Below are 20,818 nucleotides of genomic sequence, written 5' to 3'. Positions count from 1 at the left end.
TTCGAGGAGGCTGTGATGAGGCGATTGCCGGTCGAGATGCCGCCCATGCGGCTCCAGCGTCGTGGCGGGACACTGCGCGAGATCTTCTATTTCCTGGTCGCCTTCGCGGCGATGTTCGGGGCTGCCCTGCTGGCGCTCGACCTGCTGTTCTAGAGCTGCCTTGTCATCCCGGACGCCGCGAATGCGGCGATCCGGGACGGTGCCCGCCCCTCATTGCGCCCCCGGAAATCGCCTTCGATTATCCGGGGGGCAGGCAGCCCTGGCCCCACCTGTCTCCCGGATAGCTGCTGACGCAGCTTCCGGGAGGTGACGGTCTTGCGATCCTGCGTCCCGGCCCTTCCCCCGGCTTTCGCCGGGGTTCGGCCGGGATGACAAGGGACCGTCAGGCGCGGTCGAAATACGTCCGGATCACCGTGCGATAGACTCCGGTCAGCGCCTCGATCTCGGCCACCGGCACCCGTTCGTCGATCTGGTGCATGGTCTGGCCCACGAGGCCCAGTTCCAGCACAGGACACATGGCGCGGATGAAGCGCGCGTCGGATGTGCCGCCGGTGGTCGAGGCCACGGGGCGCCGTCCGATCGTCGCCTCGACCGCATCCTGCACCCCGTCGATGAAGGGGCCCGGCCCGGTCAGGAAGGCGTTTCCAGAGCACAGGTGCTCGAGGGTGATCTGAAGGCCCGACGCCGCCTGGGCCTCGCCCGCCATGGCGTTGAGCCAGGCCATCAGCTCGTCGCCGGTGTGGGTCGGGTTGAAGCGGATGTTCAGCCGGGCCTTCGCTTCGGCCGGGATGACGTTGGTGGCCGGATTGCCGATGTCGATGGTGGTGATCTCAAGGTTCGACGGCGGAAACTCGGGATAGCCCTCGTCCAGCGTGTGGGCGTCCAGCGCGGCGAGGAGTTTCGCCAGCACCGGCGCGGGATTGGCGGCTCGGTCGGGATAGGCGACGTGGCCCTGTTTGCCCTGCACCGTGATCCAGGTGTTGAGCGAGCCGCGCCGGCCGACCTTGATCATGTCGCCCAGCACCTGTGACGATGATGGCTCGCCGACGATGCAGGCGTCGATGACCTCGCCCTCGGCCATCAGGGTCTCGACCACGCGTTTGGTGCCGTGCAGGGCGGGGCCTTCCTCGTCGCCGGTGATCAGGAAGGACAGGCTGCCCGGCACCTCGCTCGCGGCCAGACTGTGGGACACGGCTGCCACCCAGGCTGCGATGCCGCCCTTCATGTCCACCGCGCCGCGGCCGTAGAGGATCCCGTCCCTGACCTCGGCTTCGAACGGGCCGGAGGACCAGGCCTCGGTCGAACCCGTCGGCACCACGTCCGTATGGCCCGCGAAACAGAGGTTGGGCGAGGTCGTCCCGCGCCGGGCATAGAGGTTTTCGATATTCTCGAATTTCATCCGTCGGCAGTGGAAGCCCAGCGCCGTCAGGGCGCGCTCCAGCACATCCATCGCCCCCTCGTCCGCGGGCGTGACCGAGGGCTTGCGGATCAGGTCCCGGGTCAGGGCGACAGGATCGATAACGGGAGTTGATGCGGCGCTCATAAGGCTGTGCTTTACGGGTTTCGGACGACCGCGAGAAGGCTTCCCCATGCCGCAGATCGACATCGACAGCGCGCCCACCGGACACGGCACGGGCTATCCCGAGGAATTCGCTGGGCCGTGCAAGCCCCGCCGCCGCTGGCGGCTGGGCGATGCGGTCGGGCTGGACCAGTTTGGCGTCAATCTGCTGCGCCTGCCCGACGGGGCCTGGTCCAGCCAGCGGCACTGGCACGAGGGCGAGGACGAGTTCGTCTGGGTGGTGTCGGGCGAGGTGGTGCTGGTCGAGGGCATGCCGGGAGAAGTGGCGGGCGAGACGGTGCTGCGGGCCGCCGACTGCGCGGGGTTCAGGCGGGCGTGCCCAACGGCCACAGGCTTGAGAACCGTTCCGGTGCCGAGGCCGTTCTGCTCGAGGTCGGAACCCGGACGCCGGGGGGCGACTCGGGCGACTATCCCGATCTCGACATGGTCTTCCGCGAGGCCGGCTATTTCCATCGTGACGGCACCCCCTATCCGAAAGTCGACCGGCGAACGTGACTGAACCCATCGAGACCCGCGAACCGGTCCAGCCTTTCCCGCCGCATGACGGCCCCGCCAGCCCCTGGGCCATCCGCGACTTCCGCCTGCTGTGGGTCGGGCGGGTGGCGGCGGTGCTGGGCATCCAGATCCAGTCATCGGCCCTGTTGTGGCAGGTCTATGAAATCGCGCGGCGCGATCACCCGATCGCCGAGGCCAGCCTGTATCTGGGGCTGGTCGGTCTGTGCCAGTTCCTGCCGCTTCTGGCGCTGACGCTTCCGGCCGGGGCCATGGCCGACCGGCGCGACCGCAAGAATACGGTCACCCTCTCGATCATCGTCGAGGCCGGCTGCGCCATGGGCTTCCTGGCCATGGCGATTCACGGCCATCCGCCGTTGTGGGGACTGCTGGCGGTGGCCGCCGTGTTCGGCGCGGCGCGCGCCTTTCTGGCCCCGGCCAGCCAGGCCTTCCTGCCGATGGTCGTCGGACGCCGCGCCCTGCCGCCCGCCATCGCGGCCCAGTCGATCGCCTTCCAGACGGGGGCCATCGCCGGCCCGGCGCTGGGCGGCGTGCTGGTCGGCTTCTCGGTGCCCGGCGCCTATGGCGTCGCCCTGGCCATGTTCGCGGTCGGCATCGGCAGCCTGCTGCTGATCCGCACGAGCGGAAAGCCGGCCCCGTCCCCGACCCACGTCTCGCCCGTCGACCAGGTCAAGGAGGGTCTGGCCTATGTCTGGCAGACCAAGATTGTGCTGGGTGCCATTTCGCTGGACCTGATCGTGGTGCTGCTGGCCGGTGTCGCCCTGCTGACGCCGATCTTCGCGGCGGACATCCTGCATGTCGGGGCGGTCGGCTTCGGCCTGCTGCGGGCCTCGTTCGGGGCGGGAGCCCTGCTGGTGGCCCTGTATCTGAGCCGGTTCCCGATCGTGAAACACGCCGGGAAATGGATGTTCGCCTCGGTGGCCGTGTTCGGCGTCTGCACCCTGACCTTCGGGCTCTCGACCAGCGTCTGGCTGTCCGGTGCGGTGCTGTTCCTGGGCGGGGCGGCGGACATGATCAGCGTCAATATCCGCCAGACCCTGATCCAGCTGTCGACACCCGATCACATGCGCGGGCGGGTCAGTTCGGTGTCGATGCTGTTCATCGGTGCGTCCAACGAACTGGGCGAGGCCTATTCGGGTGTGGCGGTGCGCTTCCTCGGGCCCATCGGCGCGGCGGTGTACGGCGGGATCGGGGCCTTGGCGGCGACCGGGCTGTGGGCGCGGTGGTTCCCGGATCTGCGGAAGGCGGATCGGCTGGAGTAGGTCGTAGGGCTTAGGTCTTGGGTCTTAGGGGTGGGGGCCGGCCGGCCTCCCCAAGATCTAAGCCCTCCGACCTAAGCCCTCGCCCTTCACCCCCACGGCCGGAAATGTTTCGACAGCTTCAGCCCTTGCCGCTGGTAGTGGCTGCCGCCCTCGCCATAGAGACGGGTCGGGCGTTCGGTCAGGGGTTCATAGACCAGCCGGGCGACGATCTGGCCGTGCTCCAGCAGGAAGGGGGTGTCGTGGGTGCGGACCTCGAGCACGCCCTTGGAGCCGGCACCGTGGGCCTCGTCGGTGCCGAAGCCGGGGTCGAAGAAGCCGGCGTAGTGGACGCGGAACTCGCCGACCGACGGATCGATCGGGGTCATCTCGGCGGCTTGGTCGACCGGGATCTCGACGTCGTCGGACGAGGCGAGGATGTAGAATTCGCCCGGATCCAGCAGCAGCTCGCCACGGCGCAGGGTCAGGGGCTCCCAGAAGTCGCGCGGGTCATGGCCGTCGATATTGTCGAGGTCGATCACGCCTGCATGGCGGCGGCCGCGGAAGCCGACCACGGCCCCGTCGCCGCCCTGAAGCTCGACGCCGACACTGCGGGTCTCGAGCTTGGGCGGTTCGCCGGCCTTGAGACGCAGCTGGTTCAGACGGGTGCCGGGACGCACCAGAATGGGGAAGGTCTGGGGCGAAATTTCCAGATACAGGGCACCCTCATAGCCCTCGGCCACATCGTCGAAGCTCGCGCCCCGATCGGTCAGCAGGCGCACGAAGACGTCGACCCGGCCGGTCGAGCTCTTGGGATTGGCGCGGGCGATCAGCCCTTTCGGGAGGTTCAGCCGCTCCTGCAGGCGCGCGATATAGACGCAGCCGCGCTCCAGCACGACGCCGCCGGACAGGTCGATCCGGTGCATTGAGACATCGGCGATGCGGTCCTCGACGGTGCGTTTCCCCGGCAGGAAGGAGGCCCTCACGCGCCACGCCTCGTCGGACAGGCGCAGGTCCAGACTGGCCGGCTGGACCTGGTCGGCGTCGAACGGGGTGTCCGAAGCGATCGCGCCGCCGGCGATCAGGGCCTCGATGGACTGGCAGGGCAGGATGCCCGGGATGGTGGATTTGAAGGTCTGCATCTGTCCGGCTTACACGATTTTTCGCCGTGTCTCCCCTGTCGAGCGGTGCACGGCGGTGCTTGACGCGGGGACGGGTTGCTGGACCATGGACGGATGCACGACACGCCCGCCTATGAAGCCGAAACCGACGGGATCCTGGTCCGGGTTCGACCCAGCTATCTGGCGGGCCAGTCCGATCCGGAGAGCGGGCGCTGGGTCTGGGCCTATCAGGTCGAGATCGTGAACCTGAGCGCCGCCCCGGTGCAGCTGATCGCCCGGCGCTGGGAGATCACCGACGCCCTCGGTCACGTCGAGGAGGTGCGCGGGCCCGGCGTAATCGGCGAACAGCCGACGATCCAGCCCGGCGACAGCTATTCCTATGCCTCGGGCTGCCCGCTCGGCACGGCTTCCGGTTCGATGGTCGGGGGCTATGCCATGACCGACGACGCGGGCCGTTCGTTCGAGGTGGCGATCCCGGCCTTCAGTCTGGACGTGCCGGGGGACCGGCGCGTGCTGAACTGAGTGATTGGTGGCGAGTGACTAGTGGCTGGCCAACAACGGAGCGACGGCGCGGTCTGTGCCGCCCTTCCGCCGTCAGTGAAGCAGCGATCCACTAGCCACTAGCCACTAGCCACTAGCCACCTGAGCCGCTGCGTCGCGGAGGCGGGGGTGAGGGGCTGCGTCAACCCGGAAAAGCGCAGCCCCGCCCCTGCACTCAAGGCCGCATGCGGGTGCGGCCTTGAGGCGGAGGGCGGCTCAATAGGAGCCGTTGATGACATTTCTTTGGGCGCTGACGGCGATCGCCGGCCTTAGCGCTAGAAATGAATTCCGGGACGCGGCGCTCAAGCAGCGAGCGACCGCGTCGCGAGCGATAGCGCCCCTAGATATAGCGCCGCAGCGAGCGGGCCAGGTCGGTCGCCCCGCCGCGCTTCATCGCCGGCTGATAGGCGACGCGGGCGTGTTCGACGCAATAGACGCCTTCCGAGGCGCGGCGGCCGCAGAAGCTGAATTCGGTCGAGGACGGATCGCCGATCGGCCATTTGCACATATGGGCGCCCAGGGTCATCACCGTGGCGGTGCCGGGCAGGTCGGGCATGGCGACCGGAAGCTGCGGCGCGGCCGGACGCGGCTGGACCGCCTCGATGCGGCGCGGGGCCGACGGGGCCTGGGTCGGTTGGGCGGGGCGCGGACGCGACGGGCGGAAGGTGGCGCGCGCGGGCTGCGACGGGGCGGCGCGGCCCGACAGGCCGAGGCGGTGCACCTTGCCGATGACGGCGTTGCGGGTGACGCCGCCGCCCAGCTGTTTGGCGATCTGGCTGGCCGACTGGCCCTCAAGCCAGAGCTTCTTCAGCGCGCCGACGCGGTCTTCTGTCCAGCCTGCGGTCATAGCCAACCCTCCGGGTCTCGGATTCAATATATGGGGTCCAGTCCCCCCTCCGGAGGCCTCGACCTACCACTAATCGTAAACGAGCTCTTACCAGACGCAAGATGTGCGAATCAGTCCGTCCACAGGAACCAGATGTAGGGATGGTTAACGGAGGGAGGCATCAGGCAGCAGGCAACAGGCATCAGAACGGCGCGCCAGACAGAGGGGTCGGCCGCCCGCTGCCTGTTGCCTGTTGCCTGATCACTCGCCTTGCCCCATCTCACGCCCATGACCGATCCGAGCACGACCCCCCAGCCGCGCCGCTATGACGGCATCAACTGGATCGGGGTGCAGACCCTGTACCTGCGCGAGGTGCGGCGGTTCTGGAAGGTCGGGGCCCAGACGGTGGCGGCGCCGGTGGTGACCACCCTGCTCTATATGCTGGTCTTCGTGGTGGCGCTGAAAGGCGCCAGGCCGCCGCTGCACGGCACGCCGTTCGCGGAGTTTGTGGCCCCGGGTCTGATCATGATGGCGATCCTCAACAACGCCTTCGCCAACGCCTCGTCCAGCCTGATCCAGGCCAAGATCATGGGCACCTCGACCGACTTTCTGACGCCGCCTCTGAGTCCGCTGGAGCTGACCATCGGCTTTTCGCTGGGCGCGGCCACGCGCGGCATCGCGGTCGGGCTGGTGACGGCGGTCTGCGTGCTGCCGTTCGCGAAGATGGGCGTGACCAACATCGCCGTCATCCTGTGGTTCGGTCTGACGGCGTCGCTGATGATGGGGATGCTGGGCGTCTTCGCCGGTCTGTGGGCCGAGAAATTCGATCAGCTGGCGGCGGTGCAGAATTTCCTGATCATGCCGATGACCTTCCTCAGCGGCACCTTCTATCTGGTCGACAACCTGCCCGAGCCGTTCGCGACCATCAGCCTTTTCAATCCGATCTTCTACATGATCGACGGCTTCCGCTCGGGCTTCATCGGCCACGCCGAGGGCAGCCTTTGGGTCGGCGTCGTGATGAGCGCGGTGCTGACGCTGGTCATGTCCTGGGCCTGCTGGTCGGTGTTCAAATCGGGCTGGCGGCTGAAGAGCTGACCCACGGGCGGTGTTGACTAAGCCGGCCCCCCGTCCGACAAGGTCTGACCCTTTTTCAAGCGGTCCCGTCGCAGCCAGCGCCGGGGCCGTCTCGCTTTTGGAGGCCTGCCCCGTGTCCACTGAACATCTGATGGGTGTCTATAACCGCGCGCCGCTGGAGGTGGATCGCGGACAGGGCGCGCGTCTGTGGGCCACGGACGGGACCGAATACCTCGACTGTGTCATGGGCATCTCGACCAATGCCCTGGGCCATGCCCATCCGACCCTTGTCCAGGCGGTCAAGGACCAGGCCGAGAAGCTGTGGCACGTCTCCAACATCTTCAAGATTCCGGGGCAGGAGGCCCTCGCCGACGCCCTGTGTGAAAAATCGTTCGCCGATGTGGTCTTCTTCACCAACTCGGGCACCGAGGCGGTCGAATGCGCGATCAAGACGGCGCGCCGGTATCATTTCGCCAACGACCAGCCCGAGCGGATCGACATCTACGGCTTCGACGGCTCGTTCCACGGCCGCACCTACGGGGCCATCAATGCGGCCGCCAACCCCAGCTACACCAATGGCTTCGGCCCGCCGATGGAGGGCTTCCACCAGCTGGTCTTCGGCGACCATGAAGCCCTCAAGGCCGCGATCGCCAATCCGAACACCGCCGCCATCATCGTCGAACCGGTGCAGGGCGAGGGCGGCTGCCGCGCCATTCCCGAGGTCTGCCTGCGCGGCCTGCGTGAGATGTGCGACGAAAACGGCGTGCTGATCATCTTCGACGAGGTCCAGTGCGGCATGGGCCGGACCGGCAAGCTGTGGGCCCATGAGTGGGGCGGCATGGCACCGGACATCATGGCCATCGCCAAGGCCCTGGGCGGCGGCTTCCCTATCGGGGCCTGCCTGGCCAGCGCGCGGGCGGCGACCGGCATGACGGTCGGCGTGCACGGCTCGACCTTCGGCGGCAATCCCCTGGCCATGGCCGTGGGCGGTGCCGCCTTCGCCGAGATCTCTAAGCCCGAGACCCTCGCCCACGTCAACGAGATCGCCGGCTATCTGAAGCAGCAGCTGCACGGTCTGAAAGAGCGCTTCCCCGATGTGATCGTGGACGTGCGCGGCAAGGGCCTGCTGCTGGGGGTCAAGCTGGTCCCCAACAACCGCGAATTCATGGGCTGGGCGCGGGACGAACAGCACCTGTTGATCGCCGGCGGTGGCGACAACTGCTGCCGCATCCTGCCGCCGTTGAACCTGACGCTGGAAGAGGCGCGCGAGGCGGTCGAACGGTTCGAGCGAACCTGCGAGTACGCGCGCTCGAAGATGGCGGCTTGATCCAAAATTCTTCCGTTCATCCCGGCGAAAGCCGGGACCCAGTGCTTTGGGCGATCGGTGGGTGATATCTGGCAAGACGGCTTATCCCGGCCGGGTTGCCTCACAAAAGGACTGGGTCCCGGCTTTCGCCGGGATGAGCGGAAATCATGGTCAGACACTTCCTCGATCTGTATCGGCTCGAAGCCGCAGACCTGCGGGCCATCCTCGACGACGCCCATGCCCGCAAGGCGGCGCGCAAGGGCTGGCCCAAGGGCCGCGTGGATGCCGACGCACCCGCGAAGGACCGCGTCCTCGCGATGGTGTTCGAGAAGAATTCGACGCGCACCCGCTTCAGCTTCGACGCTGCCATCCGGCAGCTGGGCGGAGACTCCATCATCGCCAACGCCGGCGACATGCAGCTGGGCCGCGGCGAGCCGGTCGAGGACACCGCGCGGGTCCTGTCGCGCATGGTCGATGCGGTGATGATCCGCGCCAACAGCCATGAGGACGTCGAACGCTTCGCCCGCGTCTCGACGGTCCCCGTCATCAACGGTCTGACCGACCGCTCGCACCCGTGCCAGATCCTCGCCGACCTCATGACCATCGAGGAGCATCGCGGGCCGATCGCCGGCAAGACGATCGCCTGGGTCGGGGACGGCAACAACGTCTGCCACAGCTTCATGCATGCGGCACCGAAACTGGGCTTCCACTTCAACGTGGCCTGTCCCGCCGACTATCACCCCGATCTGCGCGACCTGGCCAGGGGTGGGGATCATGTGACCCTGACCAGCGATCCGCGCGAAGCGGTCGCCGGGGCCGACGTGGTGGTGACCGACACCTGGGTCTCGATGGGCGACGGCGATTATGAGGCGCGGCTCGAGGCGTTCGAGGGCTATGGCGTCGACGACCGGCTTATGGACGCCGCCGCCGGTGACGCCGTCTTCCTCCACTGCCTCCCCGCCCACCGCGGCGAGGAGGTCACCGACGCGGTGATCGACGGCCCGCGCTCGCTGGTCTGGGACGAGGCCGAGAACCGCATCCATGCCCAGAAGGCCGTGCTGGCGTGGTGTTTCGCGGGGTAGGGCTTGGTGGGTAGGGCTTAGGAAGCGCAGCGCGGGCCTGCCGCGCTGCGTCCCTGAAACCCAAGCCCTACGACCTAAGACCTCACTGCAGATTGACGTCCACGACCCCGCCCGGGTCCGGCAGCGTCTTCGTGATGTTCGCCTTGGCGACCTCGTAGAAGAATTTGAAGAAGCCGCCTTCGCTGACCCAGATACGGCCGTCATCGGCGTCGAAGCGCAGCAGGGTCAGGTGCGGGTCGTCCTTGCCCTCGGGATACCAGGCGGCGAGGATCGGGTTCCAGTATTTGTCGATCAGTTCGGCGTTCCGCGGCGCGATTGAAAGTTCGCCGTGGATGCAGGCCCAGACTGTCTGGTCCTTCGAGCCATAGTGGAACATGGCGCTCTGGCCTGAACCGACACCGGCGTCCCTGGCCAGGTCGGTGTCGTCGCGGGTGAAGAACCAGATCGTCCCGGTCTCTTCCTCGCGGAAGGCCGTCATCGGCTGGGCGTGATAGCCCGGCTGGTCGAGGCCGAGCAGGCCGGTGTTGGATTTCTTGAGGTGGTCCCAGAATTCCTTCTCGGCGTCGGCGGCGGTCAGGGTCTTGTCGGCCATGGGGCGGTCTCCTTGATCGGGGGGTCGATCAGGAATGGCCGGAACGGACCCCGGTTCCCGGCAGGAGCCATTCGGCCGCAGCCATTGTCGGGTGCCTCAGTACGGCCTTTGCGGCACGCCCAGCAGGGTGCCGAGGTGGATCAGCAAGATGAATATCCCCGTCCCGGCCAACAGCATGATCAGCCGCCAGGGGATCATGCGCACCCCGCGCCTCGGATCCCACGGCCTCGCGCCCCGCCAGCCGGCGAAAATGGCCAAGGCGAGGGTCGCCCCGATCAGGGCCAGGGTGAGCGTCATGTCCATGGCCGCGAGGTGGCCTGCCGGACCCTCTGACGCAAGGGCTGAATCCTTGCCGGGAGGTTAATCTTCACCCCGCGTTAACCATGCTGGCCCGAAATATTCATCGGCTCTGAGCGCTGTCCACAGGAAGCTGGGGATACCGCTACATCTTGGGGTTAACCACGCGTTTACACGCATCATCTTGGCGTCTAGCGTTCGGCAAGTAAGTCGGGAGGCGAATCAGTGAGCGCAGCCGCGCCGTGGAGCGTGAAGGGCATCGAGCCCAAGGCGCGCGAGATCGCCAAGGACCTCGCCCGTCGCTCCGGCATGACGCTGGGCGAGTGGCTGAATACGATCATCATGGAAGATGGCGACGACGACGAAGGCGTTGTCCCGCTGTCGCGCCGACCGCACGCCGCTGACAGCTATGAACGCCGTGGCCGCAGCCGCCGGATGGACGACGCCTATGGCGGTGCCGACAACCAGCTGGACCGTCTGGGGGCCTCGATCGACGCGATCGCCGCCCGTCTGGAAGCCGCCGAGCGCCGCTCGACCATCGCCATCCAGGGTGTGGACCAAGCTGTCTCGGGGCTGGTGCGCCGGCTCGACAGCCAGGATCAGAGCGACAAGACCCACGGCCGCCGCATCGACGACATCGCCGAGGAACTGCGCGAGGGCCATCGCCGCCTCCGCCGCTTCGAGCAGGAGGTCGGGCCCCAGACGGCCGAGACCTTCGGCAAGGTCGAGACCACCATGGGGGCCCTGGCCGGGCGGCTCTACGACATCGAGGAGCGGCAGCGCTCGGGCGTCAACGAACTGCGCCAGCGCATGGACGCCGTCGAAAAGGCCGCCGGCCCCGGTGTCGGTGCGGACCTGCTGGCCCAGGTCGGCCAGCGGCTGGATCAGGCCCAGACCCGCACCACCGAGGCCCTGCGCGGGCTGGAGCGCTCGTTCGCCGGACTGGACCAGCGCCTGCGCGCCACCGAAGGCCGGGTCGAGCCCGAGAGCGCCCGCGAGGCCGCCCGCTTTGAAAAGCTGGCCGAGACCCTGAGCCGCCAGGTCGAGAGCAACCGCGCCGAAATGATGCGGCGGCTCGACACCGCCGAGACCGAAGGCCGGATGGACCGCATCGAACGCGCCGTCCTGTCCATCGGCGACCAGGTCAAATCGTCCGAGGAGCGTTCGGCCAAGGCCGTCGAGGCCATGGGCCGCGAAGTCCTGCGCATCGCCCAGAACCTGAACGGCCGGGTCCAGTCGATCGAGACCGCGGCGCCGCTCCAGCTCGAGCAGCTCAACCAGGCGCTGGGCCGCAAGGTCGAGGGCGACATGGGCCGTCTGGCCCAGGGACTGGAACAGCGGCTGACGGCTGCGGATGATCGCCACGCCCTGGCGCTGGAAAAACTAGGCGGCGAGATCACCCGCATTTCCGACCGTCTGAGCGAACGCATCGCCCAGTCCGAGCGCCGCTCGCAGCAGGCACTGGAAGACATCGGCCGGCGGCTGGCTGACAGTTCCAGCAAGATCGAACAGGGCTATGACCGCGCGTCCGGCGAACTGGCCGAACGGATGCGGCTGTCCGAAGAACGCACGGCCGCCCTGATCGCGGAGGCGCGCGGCAACATAGAGCGCCGGGCCGAGCCCGTCCGGGCAGCCCCGACGGCGGTGGTCGAGCCCGACTGGCGCGCGGCGGCCTTCCCGGATGCGGCCTTCCCGGACGCCGACATCCCGGGCCCGGAAATCCCGGCCAGTGCCTTCTCCGGGGCGACGTTCAACGATCCGGTCTATGCCGAACAGCAGGCCTGGTCCGCGGATCTTGCCCCGCCCGAACCGGAACCGGTCACGCCCCGCGAAGAGGCGCTGAGCGCCGACGCCATCTTTGATGCGGTCATGCGCGGTCCGCGGACCGAGGTTGATGCGCCCGTGATGCCGTTCGGAAGCCGCCCGGCTGATCCCGTCGCCCTTGAGGAACCGTCGTTCGCGCCCGCCGTCGAGAGGACAGCGCCGCCGACAACCGAGCCTGCGTCTTTTGCGTTCGGCCAGAATTTCGGCGGGGCCGATGTTACGGACGCGCTGGAGGCTACGGCCCCGACGGCGTTTGACTCCGAGCCTGACGACTTCGCCGGCGAGACCGATTTCGTGAACCCGCGCGCCCTGCGCGCCGCGGCGGCCCAGAGTCGCGCCTCTTCGACCCGTCTTGCGATCGACGCCGCCCGCGCTGCCATGGCGTCGCCGGAAGCCGCCGAAACGCCGGCCCGGACCGGTTTCGGCCTCAAGCGCGGTGGCAAGTCCAAGCTGCAGGAGCGGCTGGACAAACAGGCGTCGCGCGGAGGCAGCACGGTGCGCAAGGCGTTGGGTGCGTCGGCCATCGCCGTTCTGCTGACGGGTGGCGGTGCGTATGCGACTGGCCAGCTGACCGGGTCGGGCCTGAACATTCCCGGGTTGAACCTGCCCGGCCTGTCGGGCCAGCCCGAGGTCCAGCCTGTCGCGGCCCTCGCCGTGCTGCCCGCCGCGGCCACGCCGAAGGATCTGGTCCGGGGCGCGGACCTCTACCAGCAGGCGGTCGAACTTCTCGACGCGGACGCGGCCAGCGGCGTCGATACGCTAAAACGCGCCGCCGCGACCGGCTACACCGCGGCCCAGCTGCATCTGGCCAGCCTCTATCAGGACGGGTCCAGGGGCGTACCGGTCAATCTGCGCGAAGCCCGGGTCTGGGCCCGCCGCGCGGCCGACGGCGGCGACGCCAAGGGCATGCACGCCTACGGCATGTATCTGTTCGAGGGCACCGGCGGGGCCCAGGATCATGCCGAGGCGCTGAAGTGGCTGAAGAAGGCGGCGGAACGTGGCCTGGTCGACAGCCAGTTCAACGTGGCCAAACTTTACGAAACCGGCGACGAGGCGATCGAGGCCGATCCGGCCCAGGCCTACAAATGGTTCCTGATCGCAGCGCGCGCCGGCGACGGCGACGCCCGGTCGGCCGCAGAACGCCTGGCCGAGACCCTTCCTGCCGCGACCCGGACCCAGGTCCGCGCCGAGGTCGACAAATTCCAGGTCGAGCCACTCGCCTGACACGATACCGCTACGCTTTTCTGACGCATCGGGTGGCGGGGACCGCCCGCGGCGTCTAGGACACTCAGACTTCCGTTGTCGCCTGACCGGCGCCTAGCTTCAGTTCCAGCCGAAGGCGCGTCCTTTGGATATCTATCTGCCGATCGCCGAGGTTTCGGTGAACTGGCCGTTCCTGGTTTTGCTGGGCGCGACGGTCGGATTCGTGTCCGGTCTGTTCGGGATCGGCGGTGGCTTCCTGATGGCCCCGATCCTGATCTTCCTCGGAATCCCGCCTGCGGTGGCGGTTGCCAGCCAGGCCAGCCACGTCGTGGCCTCCTCGACCTCGGGCGTGATCAGCTACACCAGCCAGAAGGCCGTCGACTACAAGATCGGCTCGCTGATGGCCGCCGGCGGGGTGCTGGGTGCGCTGCTGGGCGTCGAGCTGTTCCGCTATCTGCGCCTGCTCGGCCAGGCCGACCTGGCGGTGGCCCTGTCCTATCTGCTGTTCCTCGGCACGATCGGCACCCTGATGCTCTACGAGAGCCTGGGTCAGATCCTGCGTCGGGTGCGCGGCGAAGTGGCCCCGCACAAGGAACGCCGCCGGCCGCTGTGGCTCTACGGCCTGCCGTTGAAGATGCGGTTCCCGCGTTCGGCGCTCTATATCAGCGTCATTCCGCCCTTCGCCCTGGGGACGTTCGTGGGCGTGATGTCGGCGATCATGGGCGTGGGCGGCGGCTTCATCCTTGTGCCGGCGATGCTGTATGTGCTGCGGATGCGGGCCGGGGTGGTGGTGGGCACCAGCCTGTTCCAGATCATCATTGTCACCGCCATGACCACCATCCTCCAGGCCGGCCGCAACCAGACCGTCGACATCGTCCTGTCGACCCTGCTGCTGCTGGGCGGTGTCGTCGGGGCCCAGTTCGGGGCGCGGCTGTCGGGACGGTTCCGGGCCGAGGAACTGCGCGCCCTGCTGGCGCTGATCGTGCTGGCGGTCGGCATCTATATGGGGCTGGAACTGTTCGTGCGGCCGTCCGACCTGTTCGCCTTCGCCCCCGGCACTGCGCAGTGAGGGTCGCCCGATGATCGCCCTTCCGCCGCCGCCTCCCGCTATCTCGGCCCCCGCGCCGGAGCGCTCGACCAGCACGACGGACCAGGTGCGCGTCGCCGCCGCCATGACCGACGCGCGGGTCATGGTGGATTCCAGTTTCCGGGGGGCGTCGATCGTCCTCTATGGCGCGGTCTTCAATCCCAGCAGTGTCCCGGCCGATGTGGTCGTGGTCGTGCGCGGACCGGACGGGCCGGTGCGTCTGGTCAAGAAGACGCGCAACACGGGCGTCTGGCTGAACAGCCGGCCGGTGCTGTTCGAGGGCGCGCCGGGCTTCTACATGACGGCCTCGACCCGGCCCCTGTCCGACATCGCCGACTTCGGCCAGCTGCGCCGGCTGGGTGTCGGCGTCGATCACCTGCGGATCAACGCCCCTGACGAAAGCCGTACCGTCACCCGCTACGGCGTGCGCGACGTGGTCGTCAGCCGGCTGGGCGAGGACTATCTCGACTACCGCCGCGCCGTGATCCGGCTGCGTGAGGCGGCGGCGCTTTACAACACCGACCCCGAGGGGGTGGAGTTCGTCGACCGCGGCCTGTTCCGGGCCGAGGTCGAACTGCCCGCCGTCGCCCCGACCGGCCAGTATTTCGCCGAGGTCTGGCTGTTCCAGGACGGGGAACCGGTGTCGGTCAGCAATCTGACCCTGACGGTCGAAAAGGTCGGGTTCGAGCGCGACGTCTTCGAGTTCGCCCACCGCCGCCCGTGGACCTATGGCCTGCTGTGCGTCCTGCTGGCGGCCTTCACCGGCTGGGCGGCGAGCCGGGTGTTCAGGCGGCAGTAATCACCCCGCCGCGAACTCGCTCAGCGCGTCGATCACGGCGCGGTTCTGGTCGTCGGTCCCCACGGTGATGCGCAGGCAGTCGGGCAGGCCGTAGCCACCGACCGGGCGGACGATGATGCCCTTTGTATTGAGATAGTCGTTGGCGGCGGTCGCCTGGGCGGCGTCGCGGAACCGGACCAGCACGAAATTGCCCGCTGAGGGGAAGACGTCGAAGCCGAAGCCGCGGATCGCCTGTGTCAGGCGCGGACGCCAGGTCTCGACCAGGTCGCGGGATGCCTTCTGATGGGCCTCGTCGCCCAGGGCGGCGACGGCGGCCTCGATCCCCGGAATCGAGACGTTGAACGGCAGGCGGATGCGGTCGACCGCCTCGGCCACCTTGAGCGGTGCATAGCCGAAGCCGATGCGCAGGCCGCCGAGGCCGTGAAGCTTGGAGAAGGTCCGGGTGACGACGATGTTGGCGGCGTCGCGGGCGAGGGGGAAGCTGGTCTCCCAGTCCGGCTCGGCGACGAATTCGGCATAGGCCTCGTCGATGACCAGCAGGACGTCGGGCGACAGGCCCTCGTGCAGCGCGCGGATTTCGGCGGCGGTGTTGTAGCTGCCGGTCGGGTTGGATGGGCTCGAGACATAGACGATGCGGGTGCGCTCATCGACCTCGGCCAGGATGGCTTCGGGCGTCAGGCGGAAGTCGGGTTCGGCCGCCAGTTTGACCGAAGCCTGGTTGGCCAGGGCGCTGATGCGGTAGGCGAGGAAGCCGTATTTGCCGCTGACGATATTGTCGCCCGGCGTCAGATAGGTCTGGTTCAGCAGGGCGAAGACCTCGTCCGAGCCATTGCCGAAGATCAGCCGCTCGGGCTCCAGACCGTGGTGTTCGGCCACCGCGTCGCGCAGTTTCGTCGCCCGGCCGTCGGGGTACATGTGGATGTTGGCGACCGAGGCCTCATAGGCGGCGCGGGCCTTTGCGCCGGCACCCAGGGCGTTTTCGTTGGACGACAGCTTCATCGGCGTGGCCACGCCCTCGATGCGCGACTTGCCGCCGACATAGGGGGCGATGTCGAGGATACCGGGCTTGGGGGCGGGAGCGGTGTGGGGCGCGTCGGTCATGAGGGCTTTCAGAATACGGGCGCGGCGCCGATCACGCCGCTGAGGCCGCCGGGTGCCGATGAAAGCCGCCCGTCCTCGGCCTGCACATAGCCCGCCAGCATGAACAGCTTCAAGCCGCCCGCCGCCATCAACGGGCTGGCGATCAGGCCGGCGGCGGCCAGGGCCTCGACGATGGTGGCGCTCGGGGCAGCGCTGTCGGTGGTCCAGAAGGTGCGGTCGTCGCCCGTCGGGCCGGGCCGGGCCTGCTGCACCACCAGGGCGCGCGGCAGGCCGTGACGGTCGTCCGGCAGGGCCCCCACGACCCTCAGGGCGGGCTCGGCCAGCAGTCGGCCCCACCATCCGGACGATGGCGACAGGTCCATCAGGGCGCGGGCTCCGTCACGGACGACGGCGAGCGCCTGATCCGGGTCGGCGGCGGTGCGGGCGGTCAGACCGTGGCGATCGGCGGCGAGGGTCTGGCTGGCCGACCCCCAGACCACCAGCGGCGCGCCCGCGGCCGCGTCGATCCGTCCCAGCACCGCGCGCAGGGTCGAGGCTTCGGCGGGGGCCAGGCCTTGCAGGCTCTGTCGCAAGGCAATGGCGTCGGCGTCGGCAGAGGGCCGTGGGCCCGACGCCAGCCGGGCGCGGACGGCGTCGGCGATCGCCCGGTCGAGGCCCAGCCGTTCGGCATCGGCCTCGGGCTCGATCAACGGCTGCGGCGGCATCAGAACAGCTTCGGCGCCGGGGCCAGGGCGAACGGCCCCAGCCAGGTGCGTCCGTCGCGGAACTGGATGACCAGATCGACACCCCGGTCTCCGGAGGCGGCCGTGGCCGCGGCGGCCCCGGTGGCCCCCAAACGGTTGACCGAACCCGAGCGGGAGCTGGCCAGACCGGAGATCGCGGCCATCGGCTGTTCGGCCTTCAGGGCGACATCACCCTGTAACCGCCCATCGGCGTCGGCGGACAGGACCGTGCTTTCGATATGGGCGCGGCTTTCGCCGGCTTCCAGCTCGCCCTTGATGGCGGTGAAACGGCCGCCCGAGGCCGTCCAGGCGGCGAAGACGCCGGCGCTGTCCATGCCGCTGAGCTTGCTGGCGTTGACCACCGTGCCTTCGATCCGGGCCGTCAGACGGCCCTGACGCGTCGCCCCCTCGACCGGGCCGCCGGGGCGGCCGCGCGCATCGACCAGTTCGAACGCCACGTCCATCTCGTCGGTGGCGGCGCGGCCGTTGGTCAGGTGCGGCCGGACATTGAGCAGGATCCGGTCGGCCGAGGCGATGGGGAAGGGCTGCGCATCGCGGTGGGCGGTAAAGGTCGGGCGGATCATCTCGACCCGCAGATCGGGAAAGCGTTCGCGCAGATGACTGACGCTGAGACGCAGGCCATCTCCAGCGATCCCGACCTTGCCCTTGTCGGCGCGGGTCAGGGTCAGGCCGTCGGGGGCGATAACAACCCATTTGTCGGGATTGTAGGCACTGGCCTCGGCGATCAGTTCCGGGGCCGCGATCCCGTGGCCGGAGGGGGCCAGGATGTCGGCGTGCGGCAGCGACACCCGCGCCCTGAACGGCCAGCCGGTGATCGTCCGCGAGGCCGAACTGATGCGCCAGCCGTCCTGGCGCAGGGCCACGATCTGCGCGTCCAGCCGGGTCTCGATCTGGTGCGTCAGATAGAACCACCAGCCCGTCCAGGCCGCCAGCATAAGGCCGACGATGATGAAGGGCGTGGCGAGGCTGCGGCGGGAATGGCGGGGGGGTGTCGGGTGTGGATCGGTCATCAGGGCTCCGTCTAGTCTGCCTTGAGGAACGCGCCAACCTGTTCGACGGCCTCAGCCAGTCCCATGCGCTGGACCTCGGTGCCCGGCGGCAGGCTGGCGAACAGACGGGTCGGGGCGGCGGCGTCGAGCATCACAAAGACACCCTTGTCGTCGGCGCGACGGATCAGGCGGCCGAACGCCTGTGCCATGCGGGCGCGAGCCAGGGCGTCGTCGAAATTACGTCCGCCGGCCCCCTCGCCGCCGAAACGAAGACGGCGGGACTTGTGCAGAAGATCGGGCCGGGGCCAGGGCACGCGGTCGAAGGCGAGGATGCGCAGGGACCGCCCCGGTACGTCGACGCCGTCCCGGACCGCGTCGGTGCCCAGCAGGCAGCTGTCCTGTTCGGCGCGGAAGATGTCGACCAGCGCCCCTACCTCGAGTGGATCGACATGCTGGGCGTAGAGGGGCAGGCCCGCCTTCGCCAGATCCGGACCGAGCCGCTCATAGACCGCCTTCAGCCGGCGAATGGCGGTGAACAGGCCGAGACCGCCGCCGCCCGCTGCGAGGAAGAGTTCGCGCATGGCCGCGGCCGTCTGACGTGTGTCGTCCTTGATCAGGTCGTTGACGACGATCACCCGGGCGTTGGCGGCATAGTCGAACGGACTTTCGACCTTCAGCGTCCGGGCCGGCTCGATCAGCCGGGCCGCGCCGGTACGCAGCCGGGCCATGTCGAAGGGATCGTCGGCGTTCGGATCGGACAGGGTGGCGCTGGTCACCAGCACGCCGTGGGCCGGCATGATGACCGCGGCCTCCAGCGGCACGGTGGGGTCGATCCAGTGGCGGCGCAGGGCCACGTCCATGATCCGGCCGAACGCGGCCTCGGCCGACAGCCAGTCGAGGAAGTCCGGGTCGGGTTCGTCGGACGAGACCTCCAGGGCCGCCAGCATGGAGCGCCAGCCGGGCAGGGTCATGCGGGCGCGGCGGTCGAGGCCGCGCAGGGCCCCCTCGATCCGGGCGCGCGAGGCACCGTCGAGGTCGGCCGCCTCGTCGTCGAGGATGTCCTCCAGATGCCGCGACAGGGCCAGCAGCGGGGCCTCGACGGCGGCCAGCGCCTGGGCCGCCTCGCGCGCAGCCTCCAGCACGGGCTCGGTAACCGGCCGCAGTGAGCACTCCATGCCGAACTCGACGCCGCTGCCCGAAGCGTTCTCCGATGTCCGTGCACGGAGCTGTTCCAGCGCGGCCAGCAGGAAGCGTTCGATCGGCCCGACCGGATTGACCTCGCCCGAGGCCGGAGCGATGCGGCCCGAGACGCCCTCGCCGGGCAGCTGGGCGGCGGCGCGGACGGCGTCCTGAAGCGCTTTCGTCGCCGCCTCGTTGTCAGCGCAGAGGTCGCCGAGCCGCTGCTCCAGACCCCGTCCGCGCCGCCCGCGCCCCTCGGGCCCGCGCAGCCAGCGGCGCAGTTCCGCCGCTTCCTGACCGGACAGGCAGGCCGAGAAGGCGCTGTCGGCGGCGTCGAACAGGTGGTGGCCCTCGTCGAAGACGATCCGCTTCAGCGCCGCCGTCTCGCCGTCCTGTTTGAGGCCGCGCGCCGAGCGGGCCCCGTCGAAGGCGGCCTGGGTCATGACGAGGGCGTGGTTGGCGACGACGAGGTCGGCCCGGCGGCTGGCGCGGATGGTCTTTTCGACGAAACAGCTGCGGTAGTGGGGACAGGCGGCGTGGACGCATTCGCCGCGCCGGTCGACCAGATTGGCGGCGCTGGCCTGATGGCTGGGCCCCGTCGCGAACAGGCCGGGCAGCCAGCCGGGATAGTCGCCGCCGGTCATGTCGCCGTCGCGCGTATGCATTGCCCAGCGGCTGGCCAGGGCCATGCCGATCAGGTCACCGTTCCCCAGCTGGGCCGCCTGCACCATGTCCTGCAGGTTCAGCAGGCAGAGGTAGTTTTCGCGCCCCTTGCGGACGACGGTCTTCTTCTTGCGCTCGACCGGATCGGGCCACAGGGCCGCACTCTCGCGGTCGATCTGGCGCTGCAGGGCTCGGGTGTAGGTCGAGACCCAGGCGGCGCCCTGATTGCGCTCGGCCCACAGGCTGGCGGGGGCGAGGTAGCCGAGGGTCTTGCCCGTGCCCGTGCCCGCCTCGGCCAGCAGGAATCGCGGACGGCCCTCCTCGTTGCGCGGCGAGAAGGCGTAGGCGGCCTCGGCGGCATAGTCGGACTGGGTCGGGCGGGTCTCGTCGAGGCCCGAGGCCTGAAGCAGTTTCTCCAGCCGGATGCGGGCGCTCTCGCTGTCGACCGGGGCCGACCCGGCCTCGCCGCGCGGGGCCTCGTCCTCCCATTCCGGCAGGCGGGACCAGGCGTCCAGCCCGCTGCCGCGATGCTGGCGTTCGCGGATCGGCATATGCTGCAAGGCCCCCGACACCCGCCAGGCCCAGGACCAGCCGGCGCGGCCCAGGGTCTCGGCGAGGGTGAAGGCGGCCTCGCGGTCCGGATAGGCCGGATCTGCCAGTTCGCGCAGCAGGCCGTCGGCGGCGTGACGCAGGGCCTCGGCCTGGGCCTCCGCCCCCTTGGGCTCGCTCATGCCCATGGCCAGGGCCAGGCCGCTGGGCGAGGGGGCGCAGAAGCGGGCGGGGCGCACGAAGGCGAACAGTTCCAGCACGTCCAGCAGCTCGGCGGACCGGGACGGCGGGGCGATGCCGAGGCGACGCGCGGTCAGGCTGGCGTGGGCGACCATGACGGGCGCGGTGGTAAACGCCCCCTCGGCCGCGCCGCGCCCGATCCTCCGAGGCCCGTCGGCGTCGCAGATCGCCCCCGCGCCCGGCGGAATGGCGAGCGCCGGCGGCAGGACCAGCCATGGCTCGGTCCCGGTCAGGGCCGAGGGGGAGGTGAGGGAGTCGGTGGACACGTTCTCT

The 20,818-nt window shown here is 69.1% G+C and carries 18 protein-coding genes and 1 pseudogene; 10 read left to right on the top strand and 9 right to left on the bottom strand.

The window, feature by feature from the left end; translation table 11 throughout:
• The first annotated feature begins 15 nt into the window (after positions 1–15).
• Complete coding sequence (locus ACP7AS_RS12480; protein WP_426029184.1) at positions 16–153, top strand: hypothetical protein; 138 nt, start codon at positions 16–18, stop codon at positions 151–153.
• Between the two features lie 229 nt (positions 154–382).
• Here ACP7AS_RS12480 and dapE read toward each other — a convergent pair whose 3' ends face one another.
• The gene (gene dapE / locus ACP7AS_RS12475; protein WP_426029183.1) at positions 383–1,543 is read right to left on the bottom strand and encodes a succinyl-diaminopimelate desuccinylase; all 1,161 of its coding nucleotides are present in this window, start codon (positions 1,541–1,543) and stop codon (positions 383–385) included.
• Between the two features lie 46 nt (positions 1,544–1,589).
• On the opposite strand from dapE, the pseudogene ACP7AS_RS12470 reads away from it, so the two are divergent.
• Positions 1,590–2,074 (top strand): annotated as a pseudogene (locus tag ACP7AS_RS12470) (cupin domain-containing protein).
• Positions 2,071–3,354: an MFS transporter gene (locus ACP7AS_RS12465; protein ID WP_426029182.1), complete on the top strand. Its 1,284-nt coding sequence runs from the start codon at positions 2,071–2,073 to the stop codon at positions 3,352–3,354. Before ACP7AS_RS12470 ends, ACP7AS_RS12465 begins: the two are co-directional and overlap by 4 nt.
• A gap of 86 nt (positions 3,355–3,440) precedes the next feature.
• Here the strand turns inward: ACP7AS_RS12465 and ACP7AS_RS12460 are convergent, their stop codons facing one another.
• Positions 3,441–4,472 carry a 2'-deoxycytidine 5'-triphosphate deaminase gene (locus ACP7AS_RS12460; RefSeq protein ID WP_426029181.1) on the bottom strand — a complete coding sequence of 344 codons (1,032 nt, stop codon included), beginning with the start codon at positions 4,470–4,472 and terminating at the stop codon, positions 3,441–3,443.
• Between the two features lie 93 nt (positions 4,473–4,565).
• Between ACP7AS_RS12460 and apaG the strand changes: the two genes are divergently transcribed.
• The gene (gene apaG, locus ACP7AS_RS12455; RefSeq protein ID WP_426029180.1) at positions 4,566–4,973 is read left to right on the top strand and encodes a Co2+/Mg2+ efflux protein ApaG; all 408 of its coding nucleotides are present in this window, start codon (positions 4,566–4,568) and stop codon (positions 4,971–4,973) included.
• 358 nt (positions 4,974–5,331) lie between these two features.
• Here apaG and ACP7AS_RS12450 read toward each other — a convergent pair whose 3' ends face one another.
• Positions 5,332–5,838: a GcrA family cell cycle regulator gene (locus tag ACP7AS_RS12450; protein ID WP_426029179.1), complete on the bottom strand. Its 507-nt coding sequence runs from the start codon at positions 5,836–5,838 to the stop codon at positions 5,332–5,334.
• A gap of 267 nt (positions 5,839–6,105) precedes the next feature.
• Between ACP7AS_RS12450 and ACP7AS_RS12445 the strand changes: the two genes are divergently transcribed.
• From ACP7AS_RS12445 to argF, 3 genes are all read left to right on the top strand, one after another.
• On the top strand, positions 6,106–6,912 hold the full coding sequence (locus tag ACP7AS_RS12445) for an ABC transporter permease (RefSeq protein WP_426029204.1): 807 nt from the start codon (positions 6,106–6,108) through the stop codon (positions 6,910–6,912).
• Between the two features lie 112 nt (positions 6,913–7,024).
• Positions 7,025–8,218, top strand: coding sequence for an aspartate aminotransferase family protein (locus tag ACP7AS_RS12440; RefSeq protein ID WP_426029178.1), 1,194 nt, complete (start codon positions 7,025–7,027; stop codon positions 8,216–8,218).
• 146 nt (positions 8,219–8,364) lie between these two features.
• Positions 8,365–9,279, top strand: coding sequence for an ornithine carbamoyltransferase (gene argF / locus ACP7AS_RS12435; protein ID WP_426029177.1), 915 nt, complete (start codon positions 8,365–8,367; stop codon positions 9,277–9,279).
• 82 nt (positions 9,280–9,361) lie between these two features.
• Here the strand turns inward: argF and ACP7AS_RS12430 are convergent, their stop codons facing one another.
• Together ACP7AS_RS12430 and ACP7AS_RS12425 are read right to left on the bottom strand one after the other, a co-directional pair.
• On the bottom strand, positions 9,362–9,871 hold the full coding sequence (locus tag ACP7AS_RS12430; protein WP_426029176.1) for a pyridoxamine 5'-phosphate oxidase family protein: 510 nt from the start codon (positions 9,869–9,871) through the stop codon (positions 9,362–9,364).
• A 96-nt stretch (positions 9,872–9,967) separates the two neighbouring features.
• The gene (locus ACP7AS_RS12425; RefSeq protein ID WP_426029175.1) at positions 9,968–10,168 is read right to left on the bottom strand and encodes a hypothetical protein; all 201 of its coding nucleotides are present in this window, start codon (positions 10,166–10,168) and stop codon (positions 9,968–9,970) included.
• Positions 10,169–10,393: 225 nt separating this feature from the next.
• Here ACP7AS_RS12425 and ACP7AS_RS12420 point away from each other — a divergent pair, with 225 nt between their 5' ends.
• The 3 genes from ACP7AS_RS12420 to ACP7AS_RS12410 all read left to right on the top strand — a co-directional run bounded on the left by ACP7AS_RS12420 (position 10,394) and on the right by ACP7AS_RS12410 (position 15,081).
• Positions 10,394–13,216 (top strand): SEL1-like repeat protein, encoded by a 2,823-nt coding sequence (locus tag ACP7AS_RS12420; RefSeq protein WP_426029174.1) that lies wholly within the window; start codon positions 10,394–10,396, stop codon positions 13,214–13,216.
• A 124-nt stretch (positions 13,217–13,340) separates the two neighbouring features.
• Entirely contained in the window at positions 13,341–14,264 is a 924-nt protein-coding gene (locus ACP7AS_RS12415; RefSeq protein ID WP_426029173.1) for a sulfite exporter TauE/SafE family protein, read from the top strand.
• Positions 14,265–14,274: 10 nt separating this feature from the next.
• Positions 14,275–15,081: a TIGR02186 family protein gene (locus ACP7AS_RS12410; RefSeq protein ID WP_426029172.1), complete on the top strand. Its 807-nt coding sequence runs from the start codon at positions 14,275–14,277 to the stop codon at positions 15,079–15,081.
• On the opposite strand, the gene hisC is transcribed toward ACP7AS_RS12410, so the two are convergent.
• Genes hisC through ACP7AS_RS12390 form a run of 4 tightly spaced genes read right to left on the bottom strand, consistent with a single transcriptional unit; the run spans position 15,082 to position 20,778 of the window.
• Positions 15,082–16,182, bottom strand: coding sequence for a histidinol-phosphate transaminase (gene hisC / locus ACP7AS_RS12405; RefSeq protein WP_426029171.1), 1,101 nt, complete (start codon positions 16,180–16,182; stop codon positions 15,082–15,084).
• Positions 16,183–16,190: 8 nt separating this feature from the next.
• Entirely contained in the window at positions 16,191–16,886 is a 696-nt protein-coding gene (locus ACP7AS_RS12400; protein ID WP_426029170.1) for a hypothetical protein, read from the bottom strand.
• Positions 16,886–17,935 (bottom strand): DUF2125 domain-containing protein, encoded by a 1,050-nt coding sequence (locus ACP7AS_RS12395; protein WP_426029169.1) that lies wholly within the window; start codon positions 17,933–17,935, stop codon positions 16,886–16,888. Before ACP7AS_RS12395 ends, ACP7AS_RS12400 begins: the two co-directional genes overlap by 1 nt.
• An 11-nt stretch (positions 17,936–17,946) precedes the next feature.
• Positions 17,947–20,778, bottom strand: a complete 2,832-nt coding sequence (locus ACP7AS_RS12390; RefSeq protein ID WP_426029203.1) for an ATP-dependent DNA helicase — start codon at positions 20,776–20,778, stop codon at positions 17,947–17,949.
• Between the last annotated feature and the right edge of the window lie 40 nt (positions 20,779–20,818).

It is taken from the genome of Brevundimonas sp. TWP2-3-4b2, assembly GCF_049897345.1.
GTDB lineage: Bacteria > Pseudomonadota > Alphaproteobacteria > Caulobacterales > Caulobacteraceae > Brevundimonas.
Note: the sequence above shows the minus strand (reverse complement) of the source record. Positions and strands in the feature narration are given on the sequence as shown.

Excerpts from the sequence above, each read along its gene's own strand:
- ACP7AS_RS12480 (WP_426029184.1), top strand. The coding sequence starts at position 16 with ATGAGGCGATTGCCGGTCGAGATGCCGCCCATGCGGCTCCAGCGTCGT.
- dapE (WP_426029183.1), bottom strand. The coding sequence starts at position 1,543 with ATGAGCGCCGCATCAACTCCCGTTATCGATCCTGTCGCCCTGACCCGG.
- ACP7AS_RS12460 (WP_426029181.1), bottom strand. The coding sequence starts at position 4,472 with ATGCAGACCTTCAAATCCACCATCCCGGGCATCCTGCCCTGCCAGTCC.
- apaG (WP_426029180.1), top strand. The coding sequence starts at position 4,566 with ATGCACGACACGCCCGCCTATGAAGCCGAAACCGACGGGATCCTGGTC.
- ACP7AS_RS12450 (WP_426029179.1), bottom strand. The coding sequence starts at position 5,838 with ATGACCGCAGGCTGGACAGAAGACCGCGTCGGCGCGCTGAAGAAGCTC.
- ACP7AS_RS12445 (WP_426029204.1), top strand. The coding sequence starts at position 6,106 with ATGACCGATCCGAGCACGACCCCCCAGCCGCGCCGCTATGACGGCATC.
- argF (WP_426029177.1), top strand. The coding sequence starts at position 8,365 with ATGGTCAGACACTTCCTCGATCTGTATCGGCTCGAAGCCGCAGACCTG.
- ACP7AS_RS12430 (WP_426029176.1), bottom strand. The coding sequence starts at position 9,871 with ATGGCCGACAAGACCCTGACCGCCGCCGACGCCGAGAAGGAATTCTGG.
- ACP7AS_RS12425 (WP_426029175.1), bottom strand. The coding sequence starts at position 10,168 with ATGACGCTCACCCTGGCCCTGATCGGGGCGACCCTCGCCTTGGCCATT.
- ACP7AS_RS12410 (WP_426029172.1), top strand. The coding sequence starts at position 14,275 with ATGATCGCCCTTCCGCCGCCGCCTCCCGCTATCTCGGCCCCCGCGCCG.
- hisC (WP_426029171.1), bottom strand. The coding sequence starts at position 16,182 with ATGACCGACGCGCCCCACACCGCTCCCGCCCCCAAGCCCGGTATCCTC.
- ACP7AS_RS12400 (WP_426029170.1), bottom strand. The coding sequence starts at position 16,886 with ATGCCGCCGCAGCCGTTGATCGAGCCCGAGGCCGATGCCGAACGGCTG.
- ACP7AS_RS12395 (WP_426029169.1), bottom strand. The coding sequence starts at position 17,935 with ATGACCGATCCACACCCGACACCCCCCCGCCATTCCCGCCGCAGCCTC.